This is a genomic window from Streptomyces sp. H27-D2 (assembly GCF_035828615.1).
Classification (GTDB): Bacteria; Actinomycetota; Actinomycetes; order Streptomycetales; family Streptomycetaceae; genus Streptomyces.
Window position 1 is genome coordinate 45285 of sequence record NZ_JAYMZR010000021.1, and the last position, 26933, is coordinate 72217.

A 26933-nucleotide genomic window follows, 5' to 3' on the forward strand; every position below is an offset into this window, starting at 1 on the left:
ACCCGCGCGCCCGCAGCGCGCACCCGCACCGCGCACCCGCAGCGCGACCGACCACCCCCGCCGCCCGGAACACGCGCCCGTGCGCCCTCCCCCTCGCCGCCCGCCCGGGTAAGCCATCATCAGCGGATGGCGGAGATGAACGAGCAGCAGACCGGCGCCCCGCAGGCGAGCACACCGGAAGCAGGCCCACCGGAAGCCCCTGTTCCGGAGGTCCCCGTTCCAGCAGTCGGCGAGCCGGCCACGGACGCCCCCGAGTCCGAGGCGCAGGACGCGGACGCCCCGGAGGACCCCCGGCACCGCCGGTTCACCGCCCTGCACGGTTCCACCCGGATTCTGTCGGGCGGGCCGACGGGGCAGACGATCCGTGAGCGGCTGGCACGGCTCACGGCCGAGGCACCCGACGCGTACGACCTCGACGACTGGACGGACATCTACGGCGACGGCGTCGTAGCCGCGCTGGAGGAGCGGGTCGCGGAGCTGCTCGGGACCGAGGACGCGGCCTTCTTTCCGACCGGGACGATGGCGCAGCAGGTCGCGCTGCGCTGCTGGGCGGGCCGTACGGGCAACGCGACGGTGGCGCTGCACCCGCAGTCGCACCCGGAGCAGTCGGAGCGCGGCGCGCTCTCGGCGGTCAGCGGGCTGCGCACGGTGCACCCGACGGCCGAGCCCCGGCTGCCGACGGCCGAGGAGGTGCGGGACCTGGACGAGCCGTTCGGCGCGCTGGTGCTGGAGCTGCCGCTGCGTGAAGCGGGCTACGTGCTGCCGTCCTGGGACGAGCTGACGGCCGTGGTGGAGGCGGCGCGGGAGCGCGACGCGGTGGTGCACTTCGACGGCGCGCGGCTGTGGGAGTGCGCCCCTCACTTCGAGCGCACGCTCCCGGAGATCGCCGAGCTGGCGGACAGCGTCTACGTGTCGTTCTACAAGTCCCTCGAAGGGATCTCGGGCGCCGCGCTGGCGGGCCCGGCCTCCTTCGTGGAAGAGGCGAGGGCGTGGCGGCACCGGTACGGCGGGCAGCTGTTCCAGCAGTGGCCCGCGGCCCTCGCGGCGCTGGCCGGGCTGGACCGCGAGCTGCCCCGGCTGCCCGGTTACGTGGCGCACGCCAAGGTCGTCTCGGAGGCGCTGCGGGACGCCTTCGCGGCGGCGGGGCTGCCCTGGTTCCGGCTGCAGCCGGACGTACCGCACACCCACCAGTTCCAGGTCTGGCTGCCCTACCCGGCCGATGTGCTGAACGAAGCCGGCACGCGGCAGGCCGAGGACACCCGGACGACGCTCTTCCGCCGCTGGTTCGACCCGGGGCCGGCCGGGCCGCCCGGCCTGGCGGTGACCGAGGTGACCGTCGCGTCCTCCGCGCTGGAGTGGACGCCGGAAGAGATCGCGGAGGCGGTGACGGCGTTCCTGGACCGGGTCCGGGCGGTCGCCGGAACGGACTGACGCCCGCCGGGACCCGGAACCCCCGGCGTACGGGAGCGGTGGGGCCGTCTACTGCCCGCCGCCCGCCCGCACCAGCCCCGTCTCATACGCGAGCACCACCGCCTGCACCCGGTCGCGCAGGCCGAGCTTGGACAGGATGCGGCCCACATGGGTCTTCACCGTCGCCTCGGACAGCACCAGCCGGGCGGCGATCTCACCGTTCGACAAACCCTGGGCGACGAGCAGCATCACCTCGCGCTCGCGCTCGGTCAGCCGGGCCACCGCCGCGAGGCCCGGCTCGCCGCCGGAGGCCGGGAGCATCGGGGTGAAGCGGTCGAGCAGCCGGCGGGTCGTGCTGGGCGCGACGACCGCGTCACCGCTGTGCACGGAGCGGATCGCGGCCAGCAGCTCGGCCGGCGGCACGTCCTTGAGCATGAAGCCGCTGGCCCCGGCCTTGAGCGCGGAGAAGGCGTACTCGTCGAGGTCGAACGTGGTCAGGATCAGCACCTTGGGCGCGTCCTGCGGCCGCCCGTCGCAGATCCGCCGCGTCGTCTCGACCCCGTCGAGCCGCGGCATGCGCACGTCCATCAGCACCACGTCGACGGCGGTGGAGCGCAGCACCTCCATGGCCTCCAGACCATCCCCGGCCTCGGCGACGACCTCCATGTCGGGCTGCGCCGCCAGCACCATCCGGAAGCCGGTGCGCAATAGCACCTGGTCGTCGACGAGCATCACTCGGATGGACATGTGTGAGGTCCCTTTCGTCTGCCGGAAGTGTTCGTCTGCCGGAAGTGCCGGACGTGCTGGAAATGCTGGAATGCCGGAATGCCGGAAAATTGCCTGCTGGAAGCGCGGTGTCCCCAGGCCAGGGCCACACGTCCGGCTCGGGTCAGTGCCCCGGCTTGAGCGGCAGCAGCGCGCTGACGCGGAAGCCGCCGCCCGGACGGGGCCCCGCGTCCAGCGTGCCCCCGACCATGCCGATGCGCTCCCGCATGCCGATGAGCCCGTGGCCCATGCCGTCCGCGCCGCCGTCCTCGTACAGCTCGTGCTGCGCGCCACGGCCATCATCCTCGACGAGCAGGCCGAGCCCGTCGTCGAAGTAGGTGAGCCGGACTTTCGCGCCGACGTCGGGGCCGCCGTGCTTGCGGGTGTTGGTGAGCGCTTCCTGCACGATGCGGTACGCCGTCAGCTCCACGCCGCTGGGCAGCGGGCGCGGCGAGCCCTCGATCCGGTAGCTGACCGCGAGGCCGGCCCCGCGCACCTGCTCGATGAGGTCGTCGAGCTGCTCGACGCCGGGCTGCGGCACGTACTCGCCGCTCTCCACGTGCTCCCCGGTCCGCAGAATGCCCAGCAGCCTGCGCATCTCGGCGAGCGCCTGCCTGCCGGTCCCGGAGATCGTCTCCAGGGCCTGCTTGGCCTGTTCGGGGGACGCGTCCAGCACATAGGCCGCGCCGTCGGCCTGCACGACCATCACCGAGACGTTGTGCGCCACGACGTCGTGCAGCTCGCGCGCGATCCGGGCCCGCTCGGCGGCCACCGCGACCTTCGACTGGGCCTCGCGCTCCCGCTCCAGCCGCTCGGCGCGCTCCTCCAGCTGGGCGTAGTAGGCCCGCCGGGTGCGGACCGAGTCGCCCAGCACCCAGGCCAGGACGAACGGGATGGTGACGAACACGCAGTAGATGATGTTGGCGCCCGGGTTCGTGCCCTCGTCCGGCCAGCGGATCACGGACAGCACCGGCGCGATGAATCCGGCGGCCATCGCGAACCGGGAGGCCCAGCGGACGTCGCGGGACGCGACGGTGTAGATGATCACCAGCATCGCGAAGTCGGCGGGGTTCGGCTTGACGTCGAGGAGCAGCTGGGCGATCCCGGTCACGGCGGTCAGCAGCAGCATCCGCTCCGGCATCCGGCGGCGCAGCGCCACGACGGTGCACAGCGCGAGGGTGATCGGAATGACGGCCACGCGTCCGCCGCTCCCGACATTCGCCTCGGAGACGATCAGCAGGCCGTTGAAACAGAGCAGGAGGACAGCCCAGAAAGTGTCCACCCCGGTCGGGTGCCCGCGGAAGAAATCATAGAGACGCTGCACGTCACCCAGCGTAGGCACGGCGAGTAGGCGCCTGGGTCAACCGGACGATCGAGACCGGTGACCGGCGCGTACTCCGCTAGGTGGAGGCGGCGTAGTCCGGCCGCATAGCGTGCGGGGGTGTCGAGCACAGCGAAACCATGGCGAACGGCGGCCGAAGCCGCGCTGTACGGGCCCGAGGGCTTCTACCGGCGCGAGCGCCCCGCCGCGCACTTCCGCACCTCCGTGCACGCCTCGCCGCTCTACGCGCGAGCCGTGGCGGAACTCCTCATCCGTCTCGACGCGGCGCTCGGCGAGCCCGCCGAACTGGCCTTCGTGGACGTGGGAGCGGGCGGCGGCGAGCTGCTCACGGGCGTGCTGGGCGCCTTGCGGCGGGCCGCGGGGGAATCCTCCGGGGGCGCGGGGAGTGGTGGCGGGCGGCCCGCCGGTCCGGGGGGCGGTCCGGCGGGCGGTCCGGCCGCGGGCCATCCCGCCGGGCGGCCCGGCGGGTCTCCCCCAGGCCGGCTCGCCGGGCCGCCGGCCGACGGTCCCGCGTCGGGATCGGCGTCGGGGCCCGCGTCGGGATCGGCGTCGGGGCCCGCGTCCGGATCGGCGTCGGGGCCCGCGTCCGGATCGGCGTCAGGGCCCGCGCCCGGATCGGCGTCAGGGCCCGCGCCCGGATCGGCGTCAGGGCCCGCGCCCGGATCGGCGTCAGGACCCGCGCCCGCGTCAGGACCCACCGCCGGGTCCTCCCTCCACCTCGCGTACCGCCTCCGCCCCTGCGCGGTCGAACGCGCCGCGCGGCCCGCCGGGCTGGACGAGCGGATCGAGTGGCGTGCCGGGCTGCCCGCGCCGGGCAGCGTGACGGGCCTGGTCTTCGCCAACGAGTGGCTCGACAACGTGCCCACCGAGGTCGCCGAGGCCGACGCCTCGGGCGTCCCCCGCTACGTCCTGGTTCGCCCGGACGGCGCCGAGGAAACGGGCGGCCCGCTCCGCGCCGAGGACGCCGAGTGGCTCCGGCGGTGGTGGCCGATCGAGGGGGAGCCGGGGGCCCGCGCCGAGATCGGCGGCCCCCGGGATGCCGCGTGGGCCCGCGCGGCGAGCGCCCTGGACCGTGGCCTGGCCGTCGCGGTCGACTACGCCCACACCCGCGCCGACCGCCCGCCCTTCGGCACCCTCAGCGGCTTCCGGGACGGCCGCGAGGTGCGTCCCGTGCCGGACGGGAGCTGCGACATCACGTCCCATGTGGCCCTGGACGCCTGCGCGGCGTCGGGCACGTCCGGCACGGCGGGCACAGCGGGCACGTCCAGCACGTCCGGCAGGTCGGGCACGTCCGGCACGTCCGGCACGTCCGGCAGGTCGGGCACGTCGGGCTCTCACGGTGTACGGGCCGAAGACGCGGCGGGCGCGCGCGGCGGGGCGGGAGCCGCGCTCGGGTCCGCGCAAGCGCCGGCGTACGGTCACGGCATCGCGCCCCCATCCGCGCCCCCATCCGCGCCCCCGTATCCCGACACCACCGCCCTGCTCACCCAGCGCGCCGCCCTGCACGCCCTCGGCGTGACCGGCGCGCGCCCGCCCCTCGCGCTGGCCTCCAGCGATCCTGCCGGGTACGTACAGGCCCTCAGCGGCGCTGGCGAGGCGGCGGAACTGACCGACCCGTCCGGCCTGGGAGCGTTCGGCTGGCTGATCCGGTCGCGGGGAATCCCCATCGGGCTCCTCCCCGGCGGCCGGCTGACAGACTGTGCCCCATGACGCAGACGACCGAGACGACAGTCGGCATCGGCGGTGCGGCCGAAAGCACCGACATGGTGCTCAACATCGGCCCGCAGCACCCCTCCACGCACGGCGTGCTGCGGCTGCGCATCGTGCTCGACGGCGAACGCGTCATCTCCGCCGAACCCGTCATCGGCTATATGCACCGCGGCGCGGAGAAGCTGTTCGAGGCGCGCGACTACCGCCAGATCATCATGCTCGCGAACCGCCACGACTGGCTGTCGGCCTTCTGCAACGAGCTGGGCGTGGTGCTCGCCGTCGAGCGGATGATCGGCATGGAGGTGCCGGAGCGCGCCGTCTGGACGCGGACGCTGCTCGCCGAGCTGAACCGGGTGCTCAACCACCTGATGTTCCTCGGCTCCTACCCGCTCGAACTCGGCGGCATCACCCCGGTCTTCCACGCGTTCCGGGAGCGCGAGGAGCTCCAGGCCGTGATGGAGGAAGCCTCCGGCGGCCGGATGCACTACATGTTCAACCGGGTCGGCGGCCTCAAGGAGGACCTGCCCAACGGCTGGCTCGGCCGGGCCCGGCACGCGGTGTCCGAGGTCCGTTCCCGGATGGACGTCTACGACGGGCTCGTCCTCGGCAACGAGATCTTCCGCGGCCGCACCCGCGGCGTCGGCACGCTGTCCCGCGAGGCCGTGCACGCGTACGGCGTCTCGGGGCCCATCGCCCGCGCCTCGGGCGTCGACTTCGACCTGCGCCGCGACGAGCCGTACCTCGCGTACCCCGACCTCCAGGACACCCTCAAGGTGGTCACCCGCGAGGAAGGCGACTGCCTCGCGCGCTTCGAGTGCCTGCTCGACCAGACCCACAACGCGCTGGCCCTCGCGGACGCCTGCCTGGACCGCATCGCGGACCTCGCACCCGGCCCGATCAACCAGCGGCTGCCGAAGGTGCTCAAGGCCCCGGAGGGCCACACGTACGCGTGGACCGAGAACCCGCTCGGCCTCAACGGCTACTACCTGGTCTCTAAGGGCGAGAAGACGCCGTACCGGCTCAAGCTCAGGTCGGCTTCGTACAACAACATCCAGGCGCTCATCGAACTGCTGCCGGGCACGCTGGTGGCCGACATGGTCGCGATCCTGGGTTCGCTCTTCTTCGTGGTCGGAGACATCGACAAGTAGCCGACAAGTAGCCGACGAGCGGCCGACGCGTATTCGGCGGGCTACGGGCGGGCTACGGGCAGCCTGCTGACGGCGGACGCGGGCGGCTAGGAGATCGCGCTGCGCAGTTCCGCCACGTCGATCTGCTCGGTCTCGTCGTGCGCTGTGAGGTCGATGACCGCACCGGCGGCGGGGCTGGTCGACTCGTGCTCGGCCTCGTGCTCGGCCTCGTGCTCGGACTCCGGGTCCGCGCCCAGCTCCACGTCCGGCTCCGCCGGGTGCTCGGCCGTCTGCTCCGACTCACGCTCGGCGAGCACCTCAGGGCCGACCACGTCCGCGAGATCCTCGCCGATCAGCGCCTCGTCGGACTGGCGCGGAATCCGCGCGAGCTGCGGGCTCAGCGGGCTCCGCTCGTCCCGCTCCCTGCCCTCGGCCCGCTCATCGGCCCGCTCATCCGCGAGGACGATCGGCGGAGCCTGCTGGTCCTGCGGGTACGGCAGCTGGGTGCCGAAGAAGTCGAAGCCGCCCATGGTGCGGACTCCGGCCCGGTTCTGCCGCGCGTACGGGGTGACCGGCGCGGCGGAAGCGGCCTCGGCGTCGGCCGTCGGGGCGGGTGCCACCCGGGCGGACGTCACCAGGGCGGAAGCCTCCGTCGCGGAAGGCGTCGGGGCTGAACCCGTAGGCACCGCCGCCGTAGGCGCTGACGCCCCCGGCGGGACCGTACGGTGCTCGCGGCCCGCGACCTGGACGGCGGCCGTACGGGCGTGGCCCTGTCGGGCCGCCAGTTCCGCGGCCGCCTCGGGCTTCCCCGCCGGCTTCTCACCGTCCCAGCCACGGGCGGCGGCGACGGTGCGCCGCACTTCCTGGCGGCCGGCGTTGCGGCCCAGGTGGCGCAGTGCCTCGGCGGCCTGCCGGTACAGATGCGGGGTGGGGGCGCCGTTCGGGCGGTCCGGGATGGCCGCGGGCAGTGCGCGGGCCGGGGCCGCCGCCTCGATGGCGAGCAGCCGGCGTCCTTCGAGCGCGGTGGCCCGCTCCGTCTCGGCGGTGGCGTACCGGCGCAGCAGGGCGGCGTGCTCGCCGCGCAGCTTGCCCAGTTCGGCGCGCTTGCCCCGCACCTTGGTGTCGAGGGCGGTGCGCAGCCTGCGGGAGTCTTCGAGGTCGACCTCGAGCTCGGCTATCCGCTCGTCGGTCTTCCATTCGTCGCGCACCCGGGCGGCGGTGAGTTCGGCGACGCGCTTGCCCGCGGTGCGGTCCCAGGTGCGCAGCAGCACCGAGCCGGTGACCGCGGCGGCGGCCGCTGCCGCGGCGAGAGCGCGGATCAGCATCGGATCGCCGACCAGCCAAGCGGCGGCGGCGCAGGCGATTGACGCGCACGCGACCGACGTTGCGGGAAGAAGCCTGTGCAATGGCGGCGAATGGCGATGGCGTCCACGTGGCATGGCCTAAAACTTACCGTGCGTGCGGGGCCCGCGAGACCCCGCACGCCAATCTGTTCCCCAGCGGTTACTTCACCAACTGCCGCGCCGGCTGCTTCACCTGGCAGTTCACCGCTTCTCGGCCGGTACTCGGCCGACTACTTCTTGAGCAGTCCCTTGGACTGGAGATAGTCCGCGGCCACATCCGCGGGCTTCTGCCGCTCGGAGTCGACCTTGCGGTTCAAGGTGCTCAAGTCCTCGGTCGTCAGCACTCGGGTGAGCTTGTCCAAAGCGGCTGCGACGGCCTTGTCGCCGGCGTCCTTCGCATTCACCACGGGCAGCACATTGTCGGCGTTCTGCAGGCCCTTGTCATCCTCCAGCAGCACCAGCCCGAAGTCCTCCAGGGTGGCGTCCGTGGTGGTGGTCAGCACCATCTGGTCGGTGCCGTCCTTGACCGCCTGCTTGGCCGGTACGGTGCCGACGCCCTTGGGGTCGACGCCGGTGATGTCGATGCCGTACGTCTTCTTCAGACCGGGCTCGCAGAACGGCCGGATGCCGCACTCGTCACCGGCCGCCAACTTGATCTTGAGCTTTGACTCGCCGAGATCCGAGAGCGTCTTGAGCTTGTTCTTCCCGGCGAATTTCTTGGTCACCGCGAAGGCGTTCTGATCAACGGCCTTGCCGGCCGCCAGCACCTTCAACCCGCGCGGTTCCGCGAGCTTCTCCAGGGCGGCGACCGTCTTGTCCGTGTCGTTGGAGGCGACGGGCACCCTCTGCGCGGTCTTCGCGCCGTTCGCCTTGGCGTTGAGGAATTCGGCGACCGTAGCCGCGTATTCCGGTACGACGTCGATCTGCCCCTTCTCCAGGGCGGGTTCATACAGTTCGCGGTTCTTCAGCGTCTTGATCGTCGTGCTGTATCCGGCGTCGCCGAGAACCTTGGAGTACAGGTTGGCCATCAGCGTGGACTCGGTGAAACCGGCCGATCCGATGACCAGCGAGCCCTTTTTGCCCCCGCCGTCGCCGCCGCCCTGATCCTCCAGGCTGTCGCCGCCGCAGGCGGTCAGCCCGGCGGCGAGCGCGGCGACGGCCAGGGCCGCACCCGCGGCCTTGATGCTCCGCGCTCCGCGCGAGGTCCTGCTCATGGGAATCTCCATCCAGCCAAGTTCGGTACCAGGTGCTCAGTGCACCGGTCGTCAAACGCCCTTGAGGGGCACAACATTTCCCCGCGGGCTCGCCTGCGGGTCCGGAGGAGTCGAACGGCTCGCGCGCGCCTTGCGGCTGCGCCCCCGCATCGGGTCGATCAGCCGCTCCGCGACCACCAGCACCCCTTCGACGACCAGCGCGAGTGCGGCGACCAGCACCGCTCCGCCCACCACCTGCGGGGTGTCCTGGGTGTTGAAGCCCGCCGTGATGATCCGGCCGAGGCCGCCGCCGCCGGCCAGCGCGGCCAGCGTCGCCGTCGCCACCACCTGGACCGACGCGGACCGCACCCCGGTCATGATCAGCGGGAAGGCGAGCGGCAGCTCGACCCGGCGCAGCAGCTGGAAGCCCGACATGCCCATGCCGCGAGCCGCCTCCACCACGTCCCGGTCGGCTTCCCGCATCCCGACGTACGCGTTGGTCAGCAGCGGCGGCAGCGCGAACAGCACGAGCGCGATGACCGTCGGCCAGTTGCCGTGCTTGCCCAGCGGGCTGAGCGTCAGCAGCACCAGCACCGCGAAGGTCGGCACCGCCCGCCCGGCGTTCGAGATGTTGACCGCGAGCGCGCCGCCCTTGCCGATGTGGCCCAGGTACAGCGCGACCGGCAGCGCGATCAGGCAGGCGATGGCCAGGCAGGCCACGGTGAACCAGACATGCTCGCCCAGCCGGTGCCAGACGCCGTTCTCGCCCGCCCAGTTGGCGCCGGTGGTCAGCCAGGTCCAGGCGTCGGTGATCGTACCCATCGCTCAGGCAGCCTTCCGTGAGAGACCGGCAGGGGAATCGGCCGAGAGGCCGGTCGAGGGGCCGGTCGGGGTGCCGGACCGCGGGCGTGTTGTCCTGGTCCGGGCGCGCGTCCAGGGCGTCAGCAGCCGCTGGAGGCCGAGCAGCAAGACATCGGCCAGCACCGCCAGCAGCACGCAGATCACCGAGGCCGTCAGCACTTCCGCCTTGAAAAAGCCCTGCATGCCGTCGTCGATGAGATTGCCGAGGCCGCCGTAGCCGACGATCGCCCCGACCGTCGTCATCGCGACCGTCGAGACCGTCGCGATCCGCAGCCCGGCCATCAGCGCGGGCAGCGCGAGCGGCAGCTCGACGCCGAACAGCAGCCGGGCCGGCCCGTACCCCATGCCCTGCGCGGCTTCCCGCACGTCAGCGGGCACCGACTCCAGGCCCGCCAGGATGTTCCGCACCAGGATCGTCAGCGAATAGAGCACCAGGCCCGTCACCACCACGGAGGCCGAGACGCCGAAGACCGGCATCAGCAGCGCGAACATCGCGAGCGAGGGGACGGTGTAGAGAATCGTCGTCAGCCCGAGCACCGGCCCGGCCGCGCCCCGCCAGCGCCGCGCCACCAGGGCCAGCGGAAAGGCGATCAGCAGCCCGATCGCGACCGAGGCCAGCGTGATCCCGATGTGCTGAACGGTCGCGTCGGTCAGCTCCTGACTGCGCGTCCGGACGAATTCCGCACAGATCCAGTCGTTCGCCGTCAGGCAACTCTGCTCGCTCACGCCCGTCCGCCTCCCCCGCCCCTGGCGCCCGCCGCCCCAGTGCGAAACGGCCATCGTGTCCAATGCCTGGCGACCCTATCCCCGAGCAGTGACAATCGCTCCGACGCGCCACACGGCCGCAACATCTCGTTCACAGAGCATCGGCCACAATGAGGAATCATGATCCGATTCGAGCACGTCACCAAGCGCTACCCCGACGGCACCACCGCCGTGGACGACCTGTCCTTCGAGGTGGCGGAGGGCGAGTTGGTCACGCTCGTCGGACCGTCCGGCTGTGGCAAGACCACCACCATGAAGATGGTGAACCGGCTGATCGAGCCCACCTCCGGCCGGATCCTGCTCGGTGAGGAGGACATCTCCGCGATCGACCCGGTGGAGCTGCGCCGCCGGATCGGCTATGTGATCCAGCAGGTCGGGCTCTTCCCGCACAAGACGGTCCTGGAGAACACCGCCACCGTCCCGCATCTGCTGGGCTGGCAGCGCAAGAAGGCCCGCGACCGCGCCACCGAGCTGCTCGACCTGGTCGGACTCGACCCGTCCGTATACGGCGACCGCTACCCCGACCAGCTCTCCGGCGGCCAGCGCCAGCGCGTCGGCGTCGCCCGCGCGCTCGCCGCAGACCCGCCCGTGCTGCTGATGGACGAGCCGTTCGGCGCGGTCGACCCGGTGGTCCGCGAGCACCTGCAGAACGAATTCCTCCGGTTGCAGTCCCAGGTCCGTAAGACTGTGCTCTTCGTCACCCACGACATCGAGGAAGCGGTCCGGCTCGGCGACCGCATCGCCGTCTACGGCGAGGGCCGCATCGAGCAGTTCGCCCCGCCGGCCATGGTCCTGGGCGCCCCCGCGACGCCGTACGTGGCCGACTTCGTCGGCGCGGACCGCGGCCTCAAGCGGCTGTCCGTGACCCCGATCGAATCCAGCGACCTGGTGCAGCCGCCGGTCGTCCACCTCGACGACCCGGTCGCCAGGGCGAAGGCCCGGATGACCGCGGAATCGGCGCCCTGGTCGGTCGTGCTGGACGACGACGACCGTCTGCACGGCTGGGTCGCCGCCGACGCCCTCGCCGCCGGCGCGACGGGGACGGTCCGCCGGCACGCCCGCCGGATGGAGGCGTGGCTGCCGATCGGATCGTCGCTCAAGCAGGCGTTCAGCACGATGCTCCAGCACGACGCGGGCTGGATCGCCGTCCTGGACGGAGCCGACGGCGAACACTTCCTGGGCGTCCTCACCCCGGCCCGGCTGCATGAGGCACTGCGCCGCTCCATCGACGCGGACGCGCGGGGCGCTTCTCGCGCGGAGATCGAGCTGGATACGGTGCCGGGCGCTTAGCGCGCGGCGGCGGCAATGGTTGACCGGTCGGCCGGTGGACGGGTGTCCTCAATCGCCGGACGGGCTGAATTTTCAGCCCGTTGGGGGCGCCTCCCGGACGGAGTCCGGGGGAGATTGAGGACAGCCCTGACGACGCGGGCCGGTGAACCGAGCCGTGCGGGCCGTACGTGAGCTGTCCTGCCCGGACGGGCGATGGCGCGGCGGCGGCTCGGGGTTCAAGCGCGGGCCGCGCTCGCCGGGTCCTCGTCGTCGGGAAGCTTGCACACGCGCTCCAGGAAGAACGCCGCGACCACCACCCCGACACCGGCCAGCACCGACGCCCCCGCGTAGATCGCCTGGCTCTTGCGGGCCTCCAGCTCCAGGCCGTCGAGCAGCAGGAACAGGCCCGTGCCGCCGTACACCCCGGCCACCAGCGACGCCACCAGGGCGCTGGCCTGCCCGAAGACGACCGCCCGCGCCGCGAGCAGCGGATCGACGCCCTTCGCGCCGGGCCGCCGCTCGCGCTGCGCCTTCAGCCGGGCGCGCAGCGACAGCGCGGTCGCCGCCAGCACCACGGCGATCAGCGCCAGCACGATGGGCGCCGCGACCGGCACCCGCGGCAGCGTGCCCAGCGAGTCCCACAGCCGGGCGCCCGCCCAGGAGAGCACCCCGGCCACGGCGAACAGCCCGAACAGGACCCCGACCCGAAGCTGCTTCACTGACTCAATCGCCCCTCACAACGCGAAGACACACCCGTGCGGCAAGACACCCGGGTGTCGTACGGACTCGCTGAGCCTAACGATTACTCGGGGAGCCTGAGTTCCAGATCCGCCCGCGCGGCCACGCCCACGCTGCCGACGCCGGCCAGCAGCTCGGCGACCTTGCCGCGGCCGGGAACCTCGGCCTCCGGGTCCACGTCGAGCCACGGCACCAGTACGAAGGCGCGCTCATGGACCCGCGGGTGCGGCAGCGTCAGCACCGGGTCGTCGGAGAGGACGTCCTGGTACGCCAGGATGTCGACGTCGATCGTCCGCGGCCCCCAGCGCTCGTCACGGACCCGCTCGAACGCCTCCTCGATCGCGTGCCCGCGCTCCAGCAGCGAGTTCGGCGGCAAGGTGGTCTTGATCAGCACCACGGCGTTGAAATACAGGGGCTGCGAGCCCGTCTCGACACCCCACGGCTCCGTCTCGTACACCGGGGACACCGCCTTGACCCGCAGGCCGGGGGTGTCCTCCAGCGCGTCGATCGCACCTTGCAGCGTCTCCAGGCGGTTGCCGAGATTGCTGCCGAGCGAGATCACGGCCCGTTTCGGGTTGCTCAGCGTGACATCGGCGTCGTCCACCTGCTTCACCACGGAGGCGGGGACGGGCTGCACGGTCGGGTCGCTACGCGGGGTCATACTCGGCTCCGGGTGATCGTAATGGTCACGTCGTCGAACGGGACGGTGATCGGGGCGTCCGGCTTGTGCACGACCACCTCGACCTCCATCACCGCGTCATGCTTGAGGCACTGGTCGGCGATCCGCTCCGCGAGCGTCTCGATCAGGTCGACCGGCTCGCCCCGTACGACGTCCACGACCTCTTCCGCCACCACGCCGTAGTGCACGGTCTTCGCCAGGTCGTCGTCGGCCGCTGCGGGCCGGGTGTCCAGACCCAGCACCAGATCCACGATGAAGGTCTGACCCTCCTCGCGCTCCCGGGGGAAAACCCCGTGATTTCCGCGGGCCTTGAGGCCACGCAGCGCGACACGATCCACGCGAATCACTCCCACTGGTCATCGGATGTGCGGGCACGCTCCGGCCTCGGCCGAGACACCGCCCTGCTGTCGAATCTACCTGCGAGCACCGACGGTGCCCGCCCAAAGATGCTATGGACACCGGGCCGGACTGCTGCTAGAGCCGCGCGTCCCGAAAGTCGCGCCTACCCGCGCCACCGCTCCCCACTCCCTACCCGGGCACTCAGTGCCTCGAACGAGTGGTCCACCACACTTCGCGCCGGCTGTGCTGAATCCCGCGCCGACCTCCGCGCCGACTCCGCGAGGTCAGTCCTCGTCCTCGTCCGCGCCGTCCGCCAGGACAGGCGAGCCGTGGTGCGCCCACACCTTCCAGTCGCCCGAATCGGCCCGCCGGAACACATTCGTCGCCACGACGAGCTGGCCGATCAGCGGCCCCACCGCGCCGTCGTCCTCGGCCGGGCCGCCGCTCAGGATGTTCTCGGTGCAGGTGACCAGCGCGGTGTCGCCCACCACGTCGATCTCCACGTCCGTCAGGAAGAACTGAATGTACTCGGTGTTCGCCATGATCAGCGCGTACGAGCGCAGCACTTCGCCGCGACCGCGCAGCACCGGCCAGCCCGGGTGAACACAGCTGACCTGGCCGTCGAGCCACAGCTCGTCCATGGCCTCCGCGTCGCCCTGCTCCATCGCCTCGTACAGTGCCGTGTTCGCCAGCTCGACCTGCTCTATGTCCGTACGAGGCGTCACACGACCCCCGCAGAACCAACAGGAGGTACGGAACCGGCAGGACGGACGGAACCAGCAGGCTGTACGGAACCGGCAGCGGCGCCCTCGACGGCCCGCGCCACCCGCACCCCGTCCGCGCTCGCGCCCACCTCGTGCACCCGTACCGCCCACGCGCCCTCGCGCGCCGCGATGGCCGAGACGGCGGCGGTCGCCGCGTCCCGCTCCCGCGCGGGCGGCGGGGCGCCCTGGTCACCGGCGAGCACCCGGCCGAGGAAGCGCTTGCGCGACGCGGCCACCAGCAGCGGCCGGGCCAGCTCGCGGCGCAGCTCGGCGAGGCCCGCGAGCAGTGCCAGGTCGTGGTCCGCGGTCTTCGCGAAGCCCAGGCCCGGGTCGACGACGATCCGCTCCAGCGCGATGCCGCCGGCCACCGCCCGGTCCACGCTCGCGCGCAGCTCGGCGACGACTTCGGCGACGACGTCCGTGTAGTGGGCCCGGTGGTTCATGTCGATGCTCTGGCCCCGCCAGTGCATCACCACGAACGGCACCCCGGCCGCGGCCACCGCCGGCACCATGGCCGGGTCCGCCGAACCGCCGCTCACATCGTTGACCAGCACCGCCCCGGCCGCGATCGCCTGTTCGGCGACGGCTGCCCGCATGGTGTCGACGCTGACCACGGCGCCCGCCGCGGCCAGCTCCCGGACGACCGGCACGACCCGGCGCAGTTCCTCGGCCTCATCGACCCGCAGCGCGCCGGGCCTGGTCGATTCACCGCCCACGTCGACCAGGTCCGCGCCGGCGTTCACCAGGTCCAGGCCGTGCTTCACCGCCAGCTCGCCATCGAACCACTGGCCGCCGTCGGAGAAGGAATCGGGCGTGACGTTCACGACCCCCATCACCGCACAGCGGTCCCACTCCGGCAGACCGGCCACCCGGCCGCGCAACGTACTCATGCCACCAGCCTAGGCCGTGTCCGGTGGTGCTCCGTTGCCGGAGCCGTAGCCGCCGGACGCCGCGCTCCGCGCCGCCCGGTCCCCGCCGGTGGCGTCCGGGGCTGTCCAGAGCCGTTGGAGCGCCGTCCAGCGCCCTGTCGGGCGACCCGCGTCAGGCGATCCGCTCGACTTCGGCGACCCGTACGGGACCGGCGTGCGCGCAGGGCCGTCGCGCCTTCGGCGTGCGCCCCCGGCCCAGCAGCCGGGGCAGCGCGAGCGTGAGAAAGCCCTCGGCCTGCATCGCGGCGAAGCCGATCCGGGGCAGGTCGCGAGTGTTGCGGAACACCACGAAGCGCGGCTCCCAGCGCGGCTGGAACTTCGCGTTGAACTTGTACAGCGACTCGATCTGGAACCAGCGGGACAGGAAGACCAGCAGCCCGCGCCAGCCGCGCAGCACCGGCCCGGCCCCCAGCCGCTCGCCGCGGGCGAGCGCGGAGCGGAACATCGCGAAGTTCAGCGACACCCGCTGCACCCCGAGCCGGGGCGCGGCCTGGAGCGACGCGACGATCAACAGCTCGTTCATCCCGGGGTCGGCGGCCCGGTCCCGTCGCATCAGTTCCAGCGACATGCCGTCCGCGCCCCACGGCACGAAGTGCAGGACGGCGTGCAGGTCTCCGTACGGGCCTGCGACCGCGCTCGCCGGGCTCTGCGCGCCCCCCGGAGCCGCCGTGCCGGCGGGGGCGTCCGCGTCGCTCCGGTGGGCGGTGGCGATCACCGCGTCGCCGTCCGCCGCGTCGCCGATCCGGCCCAGCGCCATCGAGAAGCCGCGCTCGGTGTCGGTGCCGCGCCAGGCGTCGGAGGCGCGCCGGATGCGGGCCATCTCCTCCGGGCCGATCTCGTCGGCCCGGCGCACCTGGGTCGTGTAGCCGTTGCGCTCGATCCGCTTGACCATCTGCCGTACGTTGCGCATCGCGCGGCCCGACATGGTGAAGTCCGCGACGTCGACGATCGCCTCGTCGCCCACCTCCAGCGCGTCCAGGCCGGTCTCGCGGGTCCACACCTCGCCGCCGGTCTCACTGCACCCCATGACGGCGGGGGTCCAGGAGTGCGCCCGTGCCTCCTCCATGAAGCGTTCGATCGCGCCCGGCCATGCCTCCACGTCCCCTATGGGGTCGCCGCTGGCGAGCATCACGCCGGAGACGACCCGGTAGCAGACGGCCGCCTTGCCGCTGGGCGAGAAGACCGCGCCCTTGTCGCGGCGCAGCGCGAAGTGGCCGAGCGAGTCACGCGCCCCGTGCTTGGCGAGCAGTCCGCGCAGCCGGTCCTCGTCGTCGGCGGTGAGCCGGGCGGCGGGATGTTCGGGGCGGAAAGCCAGGTAGGCCGTGGTCGCCACGGTCAGCAGGCCGAGCGCGCCCAGTGAGTAGCCGACGGTGTCGCCCACCGTGCCCCGGTAGCCGATCGGCCCCTCGAAGCCGAACAGCCCCCACAGCACATGCTCCAGCCGGGACAGCAGCGAGGGGTGGCCGATGATCCGGCCGGGGTGTGTGTTGACGATCACCAGGCCGAGCGCGACGCTCACGCCGCCCAGCACCACGAAGTTGCCCAGCGCCTTCCAGCGGCTGCGCGGGTCGGGCAGCGCGGCGAACTCCCGCCGGTGCCGCACGAGGAAGGCCATCAGCAGCAGCGACAGCAGCACGCCGCCCACCGAGTGCCGGTAGAGCAACTGCGCGGCGGCTCCCAGCGGCAGCAGGGCCACGGCCGCGCCCCAGGCGCGCCGCTTGTGCCGCTTGAGGCCGTGGGCCAGCAGCAGCAGGATCAGGCCGACGACGATCGAGGCGGCGGCGGCCAGCGGGCTGACCGCGCCGGGCAGCACCTCGGCGACGGCGTGCATCCGGCTGTGCCGAAAGCGCGGGAAAACGCCGGCGGCGACGTCCAGCAATCCGATGACCGTGCAAGCCGTCCCGACGAGAGAGGGGACAATAACCGCTCTGGGCCCTCGCATCAGACGGCGCAGCCATCCCGGTTCCCTGGGAACCGTTTCGGACTTTTCGTCATCTACCCTGACAGACATCTGTACCCGTCGCCCCGTCACGTCGAGAGATCTTGCGCCCGTAGGCAGCAGTATCCGGACAATTCGCGTCCTGTAGGACGGCAATAAGGCGGCCGGGGTTCCCTTTGCGGCATCGGCCACCGGTCCGCCTTTCAGAAAGATCGTCATGGGCCTCACCAGCAAGAAGGTTCTGCTGCTGGCTGCCGTACTGGCAGTGCTGCTGTTCGCCCTGACCGTTTGGCTCTGGCCGCGGCTCGCCCGGCGCAGCGCGCCCGCGGTGTTGGGCCGCGTCGGCGTACTGCTCGCGACCCAGCTCTCGCTGATCGCCGCCCTCGGGCTCGCCGCCAATTACTCCTTCGGCTTCTACGCCTCGTGGGCCGATCTCCTCGGCCAGGAGAACCAGCCGGGTGTGGTGGTCGACCACCACACCCGCCCCAACGGTACCCAGCTGAAGGTGACCGGCACACAGCGCGTCGCCGTGACCGGCGGCGGTGCGCCCACTATCGGCGGCAAGATCGAAAAGGTGCAAGTCGAGGGCGTACGGTCGCGGATCGCCGCCCCGGCGTACGTCTATCTGCCGCCCGAGTACTTCCAGCCGCGCTACAAGACCCGCGCCTTCCCCGTCGCGGTGGTCCTGACCGGCTACCCGGGCACCGCCGAGGCCCTGATCAAGGGGCTGAAGTTCCCCGAGCGGGCGCACGGCATCGCGAAGGCCGGCCGGATGCAGCCGACGATCCTGGTGATGATGCGGCCGACCCTCGCCCCGCCCCGCGACACCGAGTGCATGGACGTCCCCGGCGGGCCGCAGACCGAGACGTTCTTCACCCAGGACCTGCGCAAAGCGATGTCCGGCCACTACCGGATCGGCGACAAGGCCCGTAGCTGGGGGATCATGGGCGACTCGACGGGCGGCTACTGCGCCCTCAAGCTCGCCATGCGCCACCCCGAGTCCTACTCGGCCGCCGCCTCGCTCTCCGGCTACTACAAGGCCCCGATCGACTCCACGACCGGCGACCTGTTCGGCGGCGACCCGCAGCTCGCCCGCGAGAACGACCTGATGTGGCGGCTCGACCACCTGCCCGCGCCGCCCGTCTCGCTGCTGGTCACCAGCAGCAGGCACGGCGAGAAGAACTACCGGTCGACGATGGACTTCATGAAGAAGGTGAAGTCCCCCACCACGATCTCGTCGGTCATCCTCGACAGCGGCGGCCACAACTTCAACACCTGGAGCCGCGAGGTCCCGGCGACCCTCACCTGGATGGGCGCCCACCTCCACAGCCGGTGACGGCAGCCGGTGACGGCAGCCGGTGACGGCAGCCGGTGACGGCAGCCGGTGACGGCAGCCGGTGACGGCAGCCGGTGACGGCAGCCGGTGACGGCCCGGTCCGCCGGTGGACGCCGACCGGTGACGGCAGCCGGTGACCGCCCGGTCCGCCGGTGACCGCAGCCGGTCACGCCCGGCCGGGGCCCCGCTCCAAGAGCTCGCGCCCCGCCCCGGCCCCGTCGTACCCGCCTCAGCGGCCGATGATCAGGCTCATCGCCTCGGAGCGGGTCGCCGGGTCGCGGAGCTGGCCGCGCACGGCCGAGGTGATCGTCTTGGCGCCGGGCTTGCGGACCCCGCGCATCGTCATGCACATGTGCTCGCACTCGATCACGACGATCACACCGCGCGGCTCCAGTATCTCCATCAGCGATTCGGCGATCTGGGTGGTCAGCCGCTCCTGGACCTGCGGGCGGCGGGCGAACACGTCCACCAGCCTGGCCAGCTTGGACAGACCGGTGATCTTGCCGTCGGCGGACGGGATGTAGCCGACGTGGGCGACCCCGACGAACGGCACCAGGTGGTGCTCGCAGGAGCTCATCACCTCGATGTCCTTCACCAGGACCATCTCGTCGTGGCCCAGGTCGAAGGTCGTCGTCAGGACGTCCTCCGGCCGCTGCCACAACCCCGCGAATATCTCCCGGTAGGCGCGCGCCACCCGCCCCGGCGTCTCCCGCAGGCCCTCCCGGTCCGGGTCCTCGCCGACCGCGATGAGGAGCTCGCGCACCGCGTCCTGCGCCCGCTTCTCGTCGAACACGCCGATGGTGCCTTCGCCGTCCAACGGGGTGGGAGTCGCCCCGCCGGAGGCAGGGGAAGGGTCGGTCATGGAAGCCTCGTTCCTCGTACCTGAACACGCGCACATGCGGAATGCCGCGCCACCAGGCTAAAACCCTGATGGCGCGGCATCCATTCCGGGGCCTGTGTGGCTCCCGGGATCAGCTCGGTGAATCAGCTGTCGCTGCGGGGCTCCTCGGGAAGCTCCACCGTCTCCGTCGGTGTGCCCGTTCCGGGCGCGAGGTCCGTCGTTCCGGCCGTGACCGCGGGCTGCGAGCCGTTGGTCAGCGTGAGCTCCTTGGGGGAGAGCACCGGCGGGCGGGACGACGGCGTACGACGCGAGGAACCGGTCCACGCCGGGCGGGCCGGGCGCTTCACGATGGTCTTGAAGACCTCGGCGATCTCATCCTTGTTCAGCGTCTCCCGTTCCAGGAGGGCCAGCACCAGGTTGTCGAGAACGTCGCGGTTCTCGACCAGGATCTCCCACGCCTCGTTGTGCGCGGTCTCGATGAGCTTCTTGACCTCTTCGTCGACCAGCGCGGCGACCTCTTCCGAGTAGTCGCGCTGGTGACCCATGTCACGGCCGAGGAACGGCTCCGCGCCGTCCTGGCCGAACTTGATCGCACCGAGACGCTCGGTCATGCCGTACTGGGTGACCATCGCGCGGGCCGTGGTGGTGGCCTTCTCGATGTCGTTCGAGGCGCCCGTCGTGGGGTCGTGGAACACGAGTTCCTCGGCCGCACGGCCGCCCATCATGTACGCGAGCTGGTCCAGCATCTCGTTGCGCGTGGTCGAGTACTTGTCCTCGTCCGGGAGCACCATCGTGTAGCCGAGGGCGCGCCCGCGGGCCAGGATGGTGACCTTGTGCACCGGGTCGCTGTTCGGAGAGGCCGCCGCGACCAGGGCGTGTCCGCCCTCGTGGTACGCGGTGATCTTCTTTTCCTTCTCGCTCATGATCCGGGTCCGCTTCTGCGGTCCGGCCACGACACGGTCGATCGCCTCGTCCAAGGAGTGGTTGTCGACCAGCTTCTTGTTGCCACGGGCGGTCAGCAGCGCGGCCTCGTTCAGCACGTTCGCGAGGTCGGCGCCGGTGAAGCCCGGCGTACGACGGGCGACGGCCCGGAGGTCGACCTCCGGCGTGACCGGCTTGCCCTTCGCGTGCACCTTGAGGATCGCCAGCCGGCCCAGCAGGTCGGGCCGGTCGACCGCGATCTGCCGGTCGAAGCGGCCCGGACGCAGCAGCGCCGGGTCGAGGATGTCCGGCCGGTTCGTGGCGGCGATCAGAATGACGCCGCCCTTCACGTCGAAGCCGTCCATCTCGACGAGCAGCTGGTTGAGCGTCTGCTCGCGCTCGTCGTGACCGCCGCCCATGCCGGCGCCGCGGTGCCGGCCGACGGCGTCGATCTCGTCGACGAAGACGATGGCCGGGGCGTTCGCCTTGGCCTGCTCGAAGAGGTCGCGCACTCGGGAGGCGCCGACGCCGACGAACATCTCGACGAAGTCGGAACCGGAGATCGAGTAGAACGGAACGCCCGCCTCACCCGCGACAGCGCGAGCGAGCAGCGTCTTGCCCGTGCCGGGCGGGCCGTACAGCAGGACACCCTTGGGGATCTTGGCGCCGACGGCCTGGAACTTCGCCGGCTCCTGGAGGAACTCCTTGATCTCGTGGAGCTCCTCGACCGCCTCGTCGGCCCCCGCCACATCGGTGAAGGTCGTCTTGGGGGTGTCCTTGGTGATGAGCTTGGCCTTGGACTTCCCGAACTGCATGACTCGGGAGCCGCCGCCCTGCATCTGATTCATCAGAAACAGGAAGACGACGACGATGAGGACGAACGGCAGCAGCGAGAGCAGGATCCCGACGAACGGGTTCTGCTTGGACGGCGAGACGGTGTAACCGTCGGAGACCTTGCCGTCCTGGTACTTCGCCTGCAGATCGTTGGCCAGCTTGGCGCCCTGGTCGCCGATGTAGCTGGACTGGATCTTGTTGCTGCCCTTGACCTTGAAGTCGCCCTTGAGCTCAACCTTGATCTTGGCTTCGTCGCCGGTAGTGAGCTCGGCGGACTTGATCCTGTTGTCTGAGATCGATTTGATGACCTCACCGGTGTCGACCGTCTTGTAGCCGCCGGACGAGCCGACGACCTGCATCAACACGACCACGGCGAGGACGGCCAGCACGATCCACATGACCGGCCCACGGAAGTATCGCTTCACGTCCATCGATACGGGGCGCAAGCACCCCGTCCCTCCTGCCACAGTGAGGCACGGCAACCCATCAGGGGCTGCCTGTGCATACGGTCTATTACCGGCCTCTGGGAGGCCTGACCTTCGGACGGTACCCCAGCATTGTCACCCGACGCCGCCGTGGACGGTCAACAAACCCGCCTTCCCAACCTTCAACGGTGGGAAACGGGTGAGGGTTCCCGGGTTCAGCCGCCGTAGACGTGCGGCGCGAGCGTGCCGACAAACGGCAGATTGCGGTACTTCTCGGAGTAGTCGAGCCCGTAGCCGACGACGAATTCATTGGGAATGTCGAAACCGACCCACTTCACGTCGATATCGACCTTGGCCGCTTCAGGCTTGCGCAGCAGCGTGCACACGTTGATCGAGGCCGGCTTGCGCGAGCTGAGGTTCGACAGCAGCCAGGACAGCGTCAGGCCGGAGTCGATGATGTCCTCGACGATCAGCACGTCCCGGCCGGCGATGTCGGTGTCGAGGTCCTTGAGGATCCGCACCACGCCGGAGGACTTGGTTCCGGCGCCGTACGACGACACCGCCATCCAGTCCATCGTGACCGGGGTGGACAGCGCCCGCGAGAGGTCCGCCATCACCATCACCGCGCCCTTGAGCACGCCGACCACGAGCAGGTCCCTGCCCGCGTACTCCGCGTCGATCTTGGCTGCCAGCTCGGCCAGTTTGGCGTCGATCTCTGCCTTGGTGATGAGCACCGACTGTAGGTCGGTGCCCATGTCCTTGTCGTCCACCGCGTCACTCTCGTTCGATCCAGCTAGCCCTGCCGAATGACCAGACTGCCACACCGGCGACGGACCTCCACCCGGCCGGGCAGGTTGATGGCCCCCTGCCCCCTCCAGTCGGTGATCAGGCGGTCGATCTCCTCGATGTGCCGGGCGAACAGCGAACCGGCGGGCGAGCCCGCCGTGATGGCCGCGCGGCGCAGCACCCGGCGGCGGACGGCGGGCGGCAGCGCGTACAGCTTGGCGGCGTCGAGGTCGCCGCGCTCGTCCCGGACGGTGGGGTCCGCCCGGCGCGCCCAGTCGTCCAGGGCGTCGGCGTCGTCCCTGGACAGCTGCGCGGTTCTGGCCAGCGCCTCGACGACGCCCTTGCCGAGCGCCTTCTCCAGGGTGGGCAGGGCTTCGTGCCTGACCCGGGAGCGGGTGTAGACCGGATCGGTGTTGTGCGGGTCCTCCCAGACCGGCAGTGACTGCACCAGGCATGCCTTGCGGGCCGTCTGCCGGTCCAGCTGGAGGAACGGCCTGCGATAGCGGCCCACCGAGGCGGCGCTGCCCTGGCCCGCTCCGCCCGCGCCGCTGGACACCGCCGCCATCCCGGACAGCGAGCGGGTGCCGGAGCCGCGGGCCAGGCCGAGCAGCACGGTCTCGGCCTGGTCGTCGCGGGTGTGACCGAGCAGCACGGCGGCGGCGCCGTGCCGCTCCGCGGCCTCGTCGAGGGCGGCGTAACGGGCGTCACGGGCGGCGGCCTCGGGGCCGCCCGACCTGCCGACGTCCACCGCGACGACGTCGACCGGATCGAGCCGCAGCGCGCGGAGCCGGTTGACGACCTCGGCGGCCCGCAGGTCGGAGCCGGGCTGCAGCCGGTGGTCCACGGTCACGCCGCCGGCCCGGATGCCGAGCTTGGGCGCTTCGAAGGCGAGCGCGGACGCCAGCGCCATCGAGTCGGCGCCGCCGCTGCACGCGACGAGTACGAGGGGCTGGTCGCCGTGCCGGGCGAGGGCGAGGCGGTCGGCGTCGAGGGGGTCAGGGCCGCCATCAGGGCTGTAGTAGTCAGAGCTGGAGTCAGGGCCGAGGCGATCGATGGTGCGACCGGCGGCGGGGCGGCGGGGCGGGGCGGCCGAGCCGGCCTGGGTGAGTACGTCGTGGAGTACGCGGCGGACCGCCAGGCGTATCGCGGCGACCGCTGGATTGGGACCCATGTCCGTTTCCCATCACTGAAAGGGGGAGTGCCTCGGGGCCGCATGACATTTCGTCACGCTGCGTGCCTCGATGGTGACAGAGGCGAGTCGTTCCCCGAGCATCGCACGCCTACCCCCGCCTCACGGTCCCTCGGATGGGTGATTGCTGGTGCGTTGTCGTGCCATCGGGCGCATCCCTGTCAGGAATCTGTCTTACGGTGCACCCGCGCGACCCAGTCCGCCGGTTTGGCGATCTCCGCCTTGGTCGGCAGCGTGTTCGGAGAAGTCCAGACGCGATTGAACCCGTCCATGCCGACGTCCTCGACCACCGCCCGTACGAACCGCTCCCCGTCCCGGTACTGCCGCAGCTTCGCGTCGAGGCCCAGCAGCCTGCGCAGCGCCTGGTCCAGCCGGCCCGCGCCCTTGGCCCTGCGCTGCTGGAACTTCTCCCGGATCTCGGCGACGGAGGCGACCACGTCCGGGCCGACGCCGTCCATCACGAAGTCCGCGTGCCCTTCGAGCAGCGACATCACGGCGGTCAGCCGGCCGAGGATCTCCCGCTGGGCCGGCGTCTGCACCAGTTCGACCAGACTCCGGCCGCCGTCCTCCGCGTCGTCGGGCCGGTTGCCCGTCAACGACTGGGCCGCCTCGCGAAAACGTTCGAGGAGGGTCCCGGGGTCGATCTCGGTCTCGCTGAGGAACGACTGGATCTCGCCCTCGATGTGGTCGCGCAGCCACGGGACGGCGGTGAACTGAGTCCGGTGCGTCTCCTCGTGCAGGCACACCCACAGCCGGAAGTCGTGCGGGTCCACGTCGAGTTCACGCTCGACGTGCACGATGTTCGGAGCCACCAGCAGCAGCCTGCCGCCCCCCGCGCCACCACTGCCCGCCGGCAGGTCGCGGGTCGCCGGCGCGAACGTCTCGTACTGGCCGAGCACCCGCGAAGCCAGGAACGACAGCAGCATCCCCAGCTCAACGCCGGTGACCTTCCCGCCGACCGCCCCGAGCATGGCCCCGCCGGGGCCCGAGCGGCGCTCCTGCATCTTGTCCAGCAGCGGCCTGAGCACCTCGCGGAAGCCCGCGACGTTCGCCTTCACCCAGCCCGCCCGGTCCACGACGAGGACAGGGGTGTCGTGCTCCGCCGCGACGTATTCGCCGCCGGCGATTCCCGGGGGTGCCATGCGGGTGAACGCCCGCACATGCTCCTCCGAGGACTTCGCGTGCCTGCGCAGCTCGGCGACGATGGCTCGCGCCTCGTCCCTCGTCACCTCGGGGCCAGGCCGTACCAGCCGGGTCGCGGTCGCAACCGCGAGATTCCAGTCGACCATCTCCGCACCACCGATGCTCGTCATTGCTTCACCGTACGTGTCGCGCTGGGCGGCGGGGTAGCGAACGGGGGCGTTTCTCGGTGGGGCGGTGGCCTTGCGGCGGCGTCAGCGGTGGCCTCGCGGCGGCGGTGCGGCGGCGTTGGGACGGCGGTGCGGCGGCGTCGCGACGGCGGTGCGGCGGCGTTGGGAGGCGGCGGGAGGCGTTGGGAGGCGGCGGTGCGGGTCGTCCTGGGGCGTCGGTGGGACGTTGGTGACGGGGGCGGGGCCTGCGGGGCGGTAGGTCCTGGACCGTATATTTACGGGCCTGGCGGCCCACAAATACACGACAGCGTCCAGGACCTACCGCCCCTCCGGCCCCACCCCCTCCCGTTGAGTCGCGACCCCGGGGCCGGCCCATGAAACGGTTCCGGGGGCCCGACACCTCGCGTTGAGTCGCGCCCCGGGGGCGGTTCGTGGGCCGGGCCACGGCTCCCGTCTCGTCGCGCCCTCGGGGGCCCTTCGTGGGTCGGCCCCGCCCCTTCGTTGAGTCGCGCCCCGCCCCGCCAAGCGGGCAGCCTTTCGATCGGTTCAGCGGCAGCCGCAGTTCGCTACCGCTGAGGCCATCCGGTCCAGTGCTTGCTGGGCTCCGTGCGGGTCGCTGGTTCCGTTGGTCATGAAGGCGAAGACCAGGAGGCGGCCGTCGGCGTCCACCACCGTGCCGGCGAGGGTGTTCACGCCGGTGAGGGTGCCGGTCTTCGCGCGGACCACGCCCACTCCCACGGAGTCCTTGTCGCGGTAGCGGTCGCGCAGCGTGCCGCTGAAGCCGGCTACCGGCAGGCCGGTGAGGATCGGCCGCAGCTCGGGGTGGTCGGGGTCGGCGGCGCGGGCCAGGAGTTGGGTGAGCAGGGACGCGGGGGCCTTGTCCGCGCGGTTGAGGCCGCTGCCGTCCTCGAAACGCGCTCCGTCGAGGGGCAGCCGGAGCTTCTTGAGCTGCTTGCGTACGGCCTTCCCCGCGCCGGAGAAGCTCGCCGGGTGGCCGGTGGCGATCGCCGTGCGGCGGGCCAGGGCCTCGGCGATGTCGTTGTCGCTGTGCGTCAGCATCCGCTCGACCAGCGCGGACAGCGGCAACGAGCGGGTACGGGCCAGCCGGCGCGCGTCTTTCGGCGGGCGCTGCGGGCTCGGGTCGCTCTTGATCTTGATGCCGCGGTCGCGCAGCAGATCCGCGAAGCTGTGCGCGGCGGACGGAGCGGGCTTCTCGGCGCGCGCCGCCGGGCCGTGGCCGCTGTCGTCGAGCCGGGCCTCGTCGGCCATCAGGGCGCTGACCGGCGCGAGGTTCTCGTTCGGGCCCAGCGGGTGCACCGCGGGACCCGAGTAGAGCGAGGCGTCGTAGCCCAGCTTGACCTTCGTGGCGCCGCGCTTCTTGAGCTTCCGGGCGGTGTCGTCGGCGAGTGCGCGCAGGTCGGCCGCGCCCTCGGCGTCGGCGTGTGCGGTCAGCGTGGGGTCGCCGGCGCCGACGAGAATGATCTCCCGCTTCTCGCCGGGGGCCGAGACGACCGTCGTGTCGATGCGGTGGTCCGGGCCCAGCGCGGAGAGCGCGGCCACCGCCGTCGCGAGCTTGATCGTCGAGGCGGGTGTCGCGGCCTCGTCCTGCCGCGCGCCGAACAGCTCGCCGCCGGTGGCGGCGTCCACCACGGACGCGGTGCGCACCGGCCCGAGCGCCGGGGCCTTGAGGAGCGGCGCGAGGGCGTCCGCGAGGCCCGGAGCGGTGGGCGGCGGGATCGCGTCGGTCTCCGCGCTCCGGGAGCGCATGGGGTCCCCCGTGCTGCCCGGATCGGGGCGGTCCGCGGAACTGTCGGAGCCGTCGGAGCCCGATTCGAGCGGCGCGAGCACCTCGGCGGCGCTGGGCGCGGGGCGCGGCAGGGGCGCCACATCGTGATGCCCGCCACGCGCGAGCTCTTGGGCGGCGGCGCGCCCCCGCTCCGCCGTACGCTGGCCCGAGTCCCACGGACCGGCCGCGGTCACCGCCCCGGCAGCGACCGCGAGACCGACTACGGCGGAGCCCGCGACCAGCTGCCACGTCTGCTGCGTTCGACGTGTCTGTCGCGAACCGAATTGCCGCACAAACCGCCATGATCTGGTCAGCGGCACCTCGGACCAGCC

At 71.9% G+C, this 26933-nt stretch carries 22 protein-coding genes and 2 pseudogenes; 6 read left to right on the plus strand and 18 right to left on the minus strand.

The genetic code is table 11. The annotated features are described in order from the left end of the window. Positions 1-126 precede the first annotated feature (126 nt). Entirely contained in the window at positions 127-1431 is a 1305-nt protein-coding gene (locus QMK28_RS11295; RefSeq protein WP_443050666.1) for a threonine aldolase family protein, read from the plus strand. A gap of 48 nt (positions 1432-1479) precedes the next feature. Here QMK28_RS11295 and QMK28_RS11300 read toward each other — a convergent pair whose 3' ends face one another. After that, on the minus strand, positions 1480-2157 hold the full coding sequence (locus QMK28_RS11300) for a response regulator transcription factor (RefSeq protein ID WP_326436944.1): 678 nt from the start codon (positions 2155-2157) through the stop codon (positions 1480-1482). Positions 2158-2299: 142 nt separating this feature from the next. Beyond that, positions 2300-3499 carry a sensor histidine kinase gene (locus tag QMK28_RS11305; protein WP_326436945.1) on the minus strand — a complete coding sequence of 400 codons (1200 nt, stop codon included), beginning with the start codon at positions 3497-3499 and terminating at the stop codon, positions 2300-2302. Positions 3500-3616: 117 nt separating this feature from the next. Between QMK28_RS11305 and QMK28_RS11310 the strand changes: the two are divergent. From QMK28_RS11310 to QMK28_RS11320, 3 genes and pseudogenes are all read left to right on the plus strand, one after another. Beyond that, positions 3617-3880, plus strand: a pseudogene (locus tag QMK28_RS11310) (SAM-dependent methyltransferase); the annotation flags it as partial. A gap of 375 nt (positions 3881-4255) precedes the next feature. After that, positions 4256-5227, plus strand: a pseudogene (locus QMK28_RS11315) (SAM-dependent methyltransferase); the annotation flags it as partial. Further along, entirely contained in the window at positions 5224-6375 is a 1152-nt protein-coding gene (locus tag QMK28_RS11320) for an NADH-quinone oxidoreductase subunit D (protein ID WP_326436946.1), read from the plus strand. The pseudogene QMK28_RS11315 and the gene QMK28_RS11320, both read left to right, overlap by 4 nt. 86 nt (positions 6376-6461) lie before the next feature. On the opposite strand, the gene QMK28_RS11325 is transcribed toward QMK28_RS11320, so the two are convergent. From QMK28_RS11325 to QMK28_RS11340, 4 genes are all read right to left on the minus strand, one after another. Then, positions 6462-7679: a hypothetical protein gene (locus QMK28_RS11325; RefSeq protein WP_326436947.1), complete on the minus strand. Its 1218-nt coding sequence runs from the start codon at positions 7677-7679 to the stop codon at positions 6462-6464. Positions 7680-7927: 248 nt separating this feature from the next. After that, positions 7928-8911: an ABC transporter substrate-binding protein gene (locus QMK28_RS11330; RefSeq protein ID WP_326436948.1), complete on the minus strand. Its 984-nt coding sequence runs from the start codon at positions 8909-8911 to the stop codon at positions 7928-7930. Between the two features lie 51 nt (positions 8912-8962). Next, positions 8963-9712, minus strand: coding sequence for an ABC transporter permease (locus QMK28_RS11335; protein WP_326436949.1), 750 nt, complete (start codon positions 9710-9712; stop codon positions 8963-8965). A gap of 3 nt (positions 9713-9715) precedes the next feature. Then, on the minus strand, positions 9716-10477 hold the full coding sequence (locus QMK28_RS11340; RefSeq protein WP_326436950.1) for an ABC transporter permease: 762 nt from the start codon (positions 10475-10477) through the stop codon (positions 9716-9718). A 159-nt stretch (positions 10478-10636) separates the two neighbouring features. Between QMK28_RS11340 and QMK28_RS11345 the strand changes: the two genes are divergently transcribed. After that, complete coding sequence (locus QMK28_RS11345) at positions 10637-11806, plus strand: ABC transporter ATP-binding protein (RefSeq protein WP_326436951.1); 1170 nt, start codon at positions 10637-10639, stop codon at positions 11804-11806. Between the two features lie 215 nt (positions 11807-12021). Here QMK28_RS11345 and QMK28_RS11350 read toward each other — a convergent pair whose 3' ends face one another. From QMK28_RS11350 to QMK28_RS11375, 6 genes are all read right to left on the minus strand, one after another. Further along, on the minus strand, positions 12022-12504 hold the full coding sequence (locus tag QMK28_RS11350; protein WP_326436952.1) for a DUF3180 domain-containing protein: 483 nt from the start codon (positions 12502-12504) through the stop codon (positions 12022-12024). Positions 12505-12587: 83 nt separating this feature from the next. After that, positions 12588-13184 (minus strand): 2-amino-4-hydroxy-6-hydroxymethyldihydropteridine diphosphokinase, encoded by a 597-nt coding sequence (gene folK / locus QMK28_RS11355; RefSeq protein ID WP_326436953.1) that lies wholly within the window; start codon positions 13182-13184, stop codon positions 12588-12590. Beyond that, on the minus strand, positions 13181-13540 hold the full coding sequence (gene folB / locus QMK28_RS11360; RefSeq protein ID WP_326436954.1) for a dihydroneopterin aldolase: 360 nt from the start codon (positions 13538-13540) through the stop codon (positions 13181-13183). Before folB ends, folK begins: the two co-directional genes overlap by 4 nt. 285 nt (positions 13541-13825) lie before the next feature. Beyond that, the gene (locus QMK28_RS11365) at positions 13826-14266 is read right to left on the minus strand and encodes a nuclear transport factor 2 family protein (RefSeq protein ID WP_326436955.1); all 441 of its coding nucleotides are present in this window, start codon (positions 14264-14266) and stop codon (positions 13826-13828) included. Then, positions 14263-15195, minus strand: coding sequence for a dihydropteroate synthase (gene folP / locus QMK28_RS11370; RefSeq protein ID WP_326436956.1), 933 nt, complete (start codon positions 15193-15195; stop codon positions 14263-14265). The genes QMK28_RS11365 and folP overlap by 4 nt, the downstream gene beginning before the upstream one ends. 151 nt (positions 15196-15346) lie before the next feature. Continuing rightward, the gene (locus QMK28_RS11375; RefSeq protein WP_326436957.1) at positions 15347-17245 is read right to left on the minus strand and encodes a phosphatidylglycerol lysyltransferase domain-containing protein; all 1899 of its coding nucleotides are present in this window, start codon (positions 17243-17245) and stop codon (positions 15347-15349) included. Between the two features lie 145 nt (positions 17246-17390). On the opposite strand from QMK28_RS11375, the gene QMK28_RS11380 reads away from it, so the two are divergent. Continuing rightward, on the plus strand, positions 17391-18509 hold the full coding sequence (locus QMK28_RS11380) for an alpha/beta hydrolase (protein WP_326436958.1): 1119 nt from the start codon (positions 17391-17393) through the stop codon (positions 18507-18509). A 229-nt stretch (positions 18510-18738) separates the two neighbouring features. Here the strand turns inward: QMK28_RS11380 and folE are convergent, their stop codons facing one another. From folE to dacB, 6 genes are all read right to left on the minus strand, one after another. Continuing rightward, entirely contained in the window at positions 18739-19371 is a 633-nt protein-coding gene (folE, locus tag QMK28_RS11385; protein WP_326436959.1) for a GTP cyclohydrolase I FolE, read from the minus strand. Positions 19372-19493: 122 nt separating this feature from the next. Further along, positions 19494-21536 carry an ATP-dependent zinc metalloprotease FtsH gene (gene ftsH, locus QMK28_RS11390; RefSeq protein ID WP_326436960.1) on the minus strand — a complete coding sequence of 681 codons (2043 nt, stop codon included), beginning with the start codon at positions 21534-21536 and terminating at the stop codon, positions 19494-19496. 209 nt (positions 21537-21745) lie between these two features. After that, on the minus strand, positions 21746-22285 hold the full coding sequence (gene hpt / locus QMK28_RS11395; RefSeq protein ID WP_326436974.1) for a hypoxanthine phosphoribosyltransferase: 540 nt from the start codon (positions 22283-22285) through the stop codon (positions 21746-21748). Between the two features lie 38 nt (positions 22286-22323). Further along, entirely contained in the window at positions 22324-23487 is a 1164-nt protein-coding gene (gene tilS / locus QMK28_RS11400) for a tRNA lysidine(34) synthetase TilS (RefSeq protein WP_326436961.1), read from the minus strand. A 179-nt stretch (positions 23488-23666) separates the two neighbouring features. After that, complete coding sequence (locus QMK28_RS11405) at positions 23667-24818, minus strand: zinc-dependent metalloprotease (RefSeq protein ID WP_326436962.1); 1152 nt, start codon at positions 24816-24818, stop codon at positions 23667-23669. 543 nt (positions 24819-25361) lie between these two features. Next, positions 25362-26894, minus strand: coding sequence for a D-alanyl-D-alanine carboxypeptidase/D-alanyl-D-alanine endopeptidase (gene dacB / locus QMK28_RS11410; RefSeq protein WP_326436963.1), 1533 nt, complete (start codon positions 26892-26894; stop codon positions 25362-25364). Positions 26895-26933 lie beyond the last annotated feature (39 nt).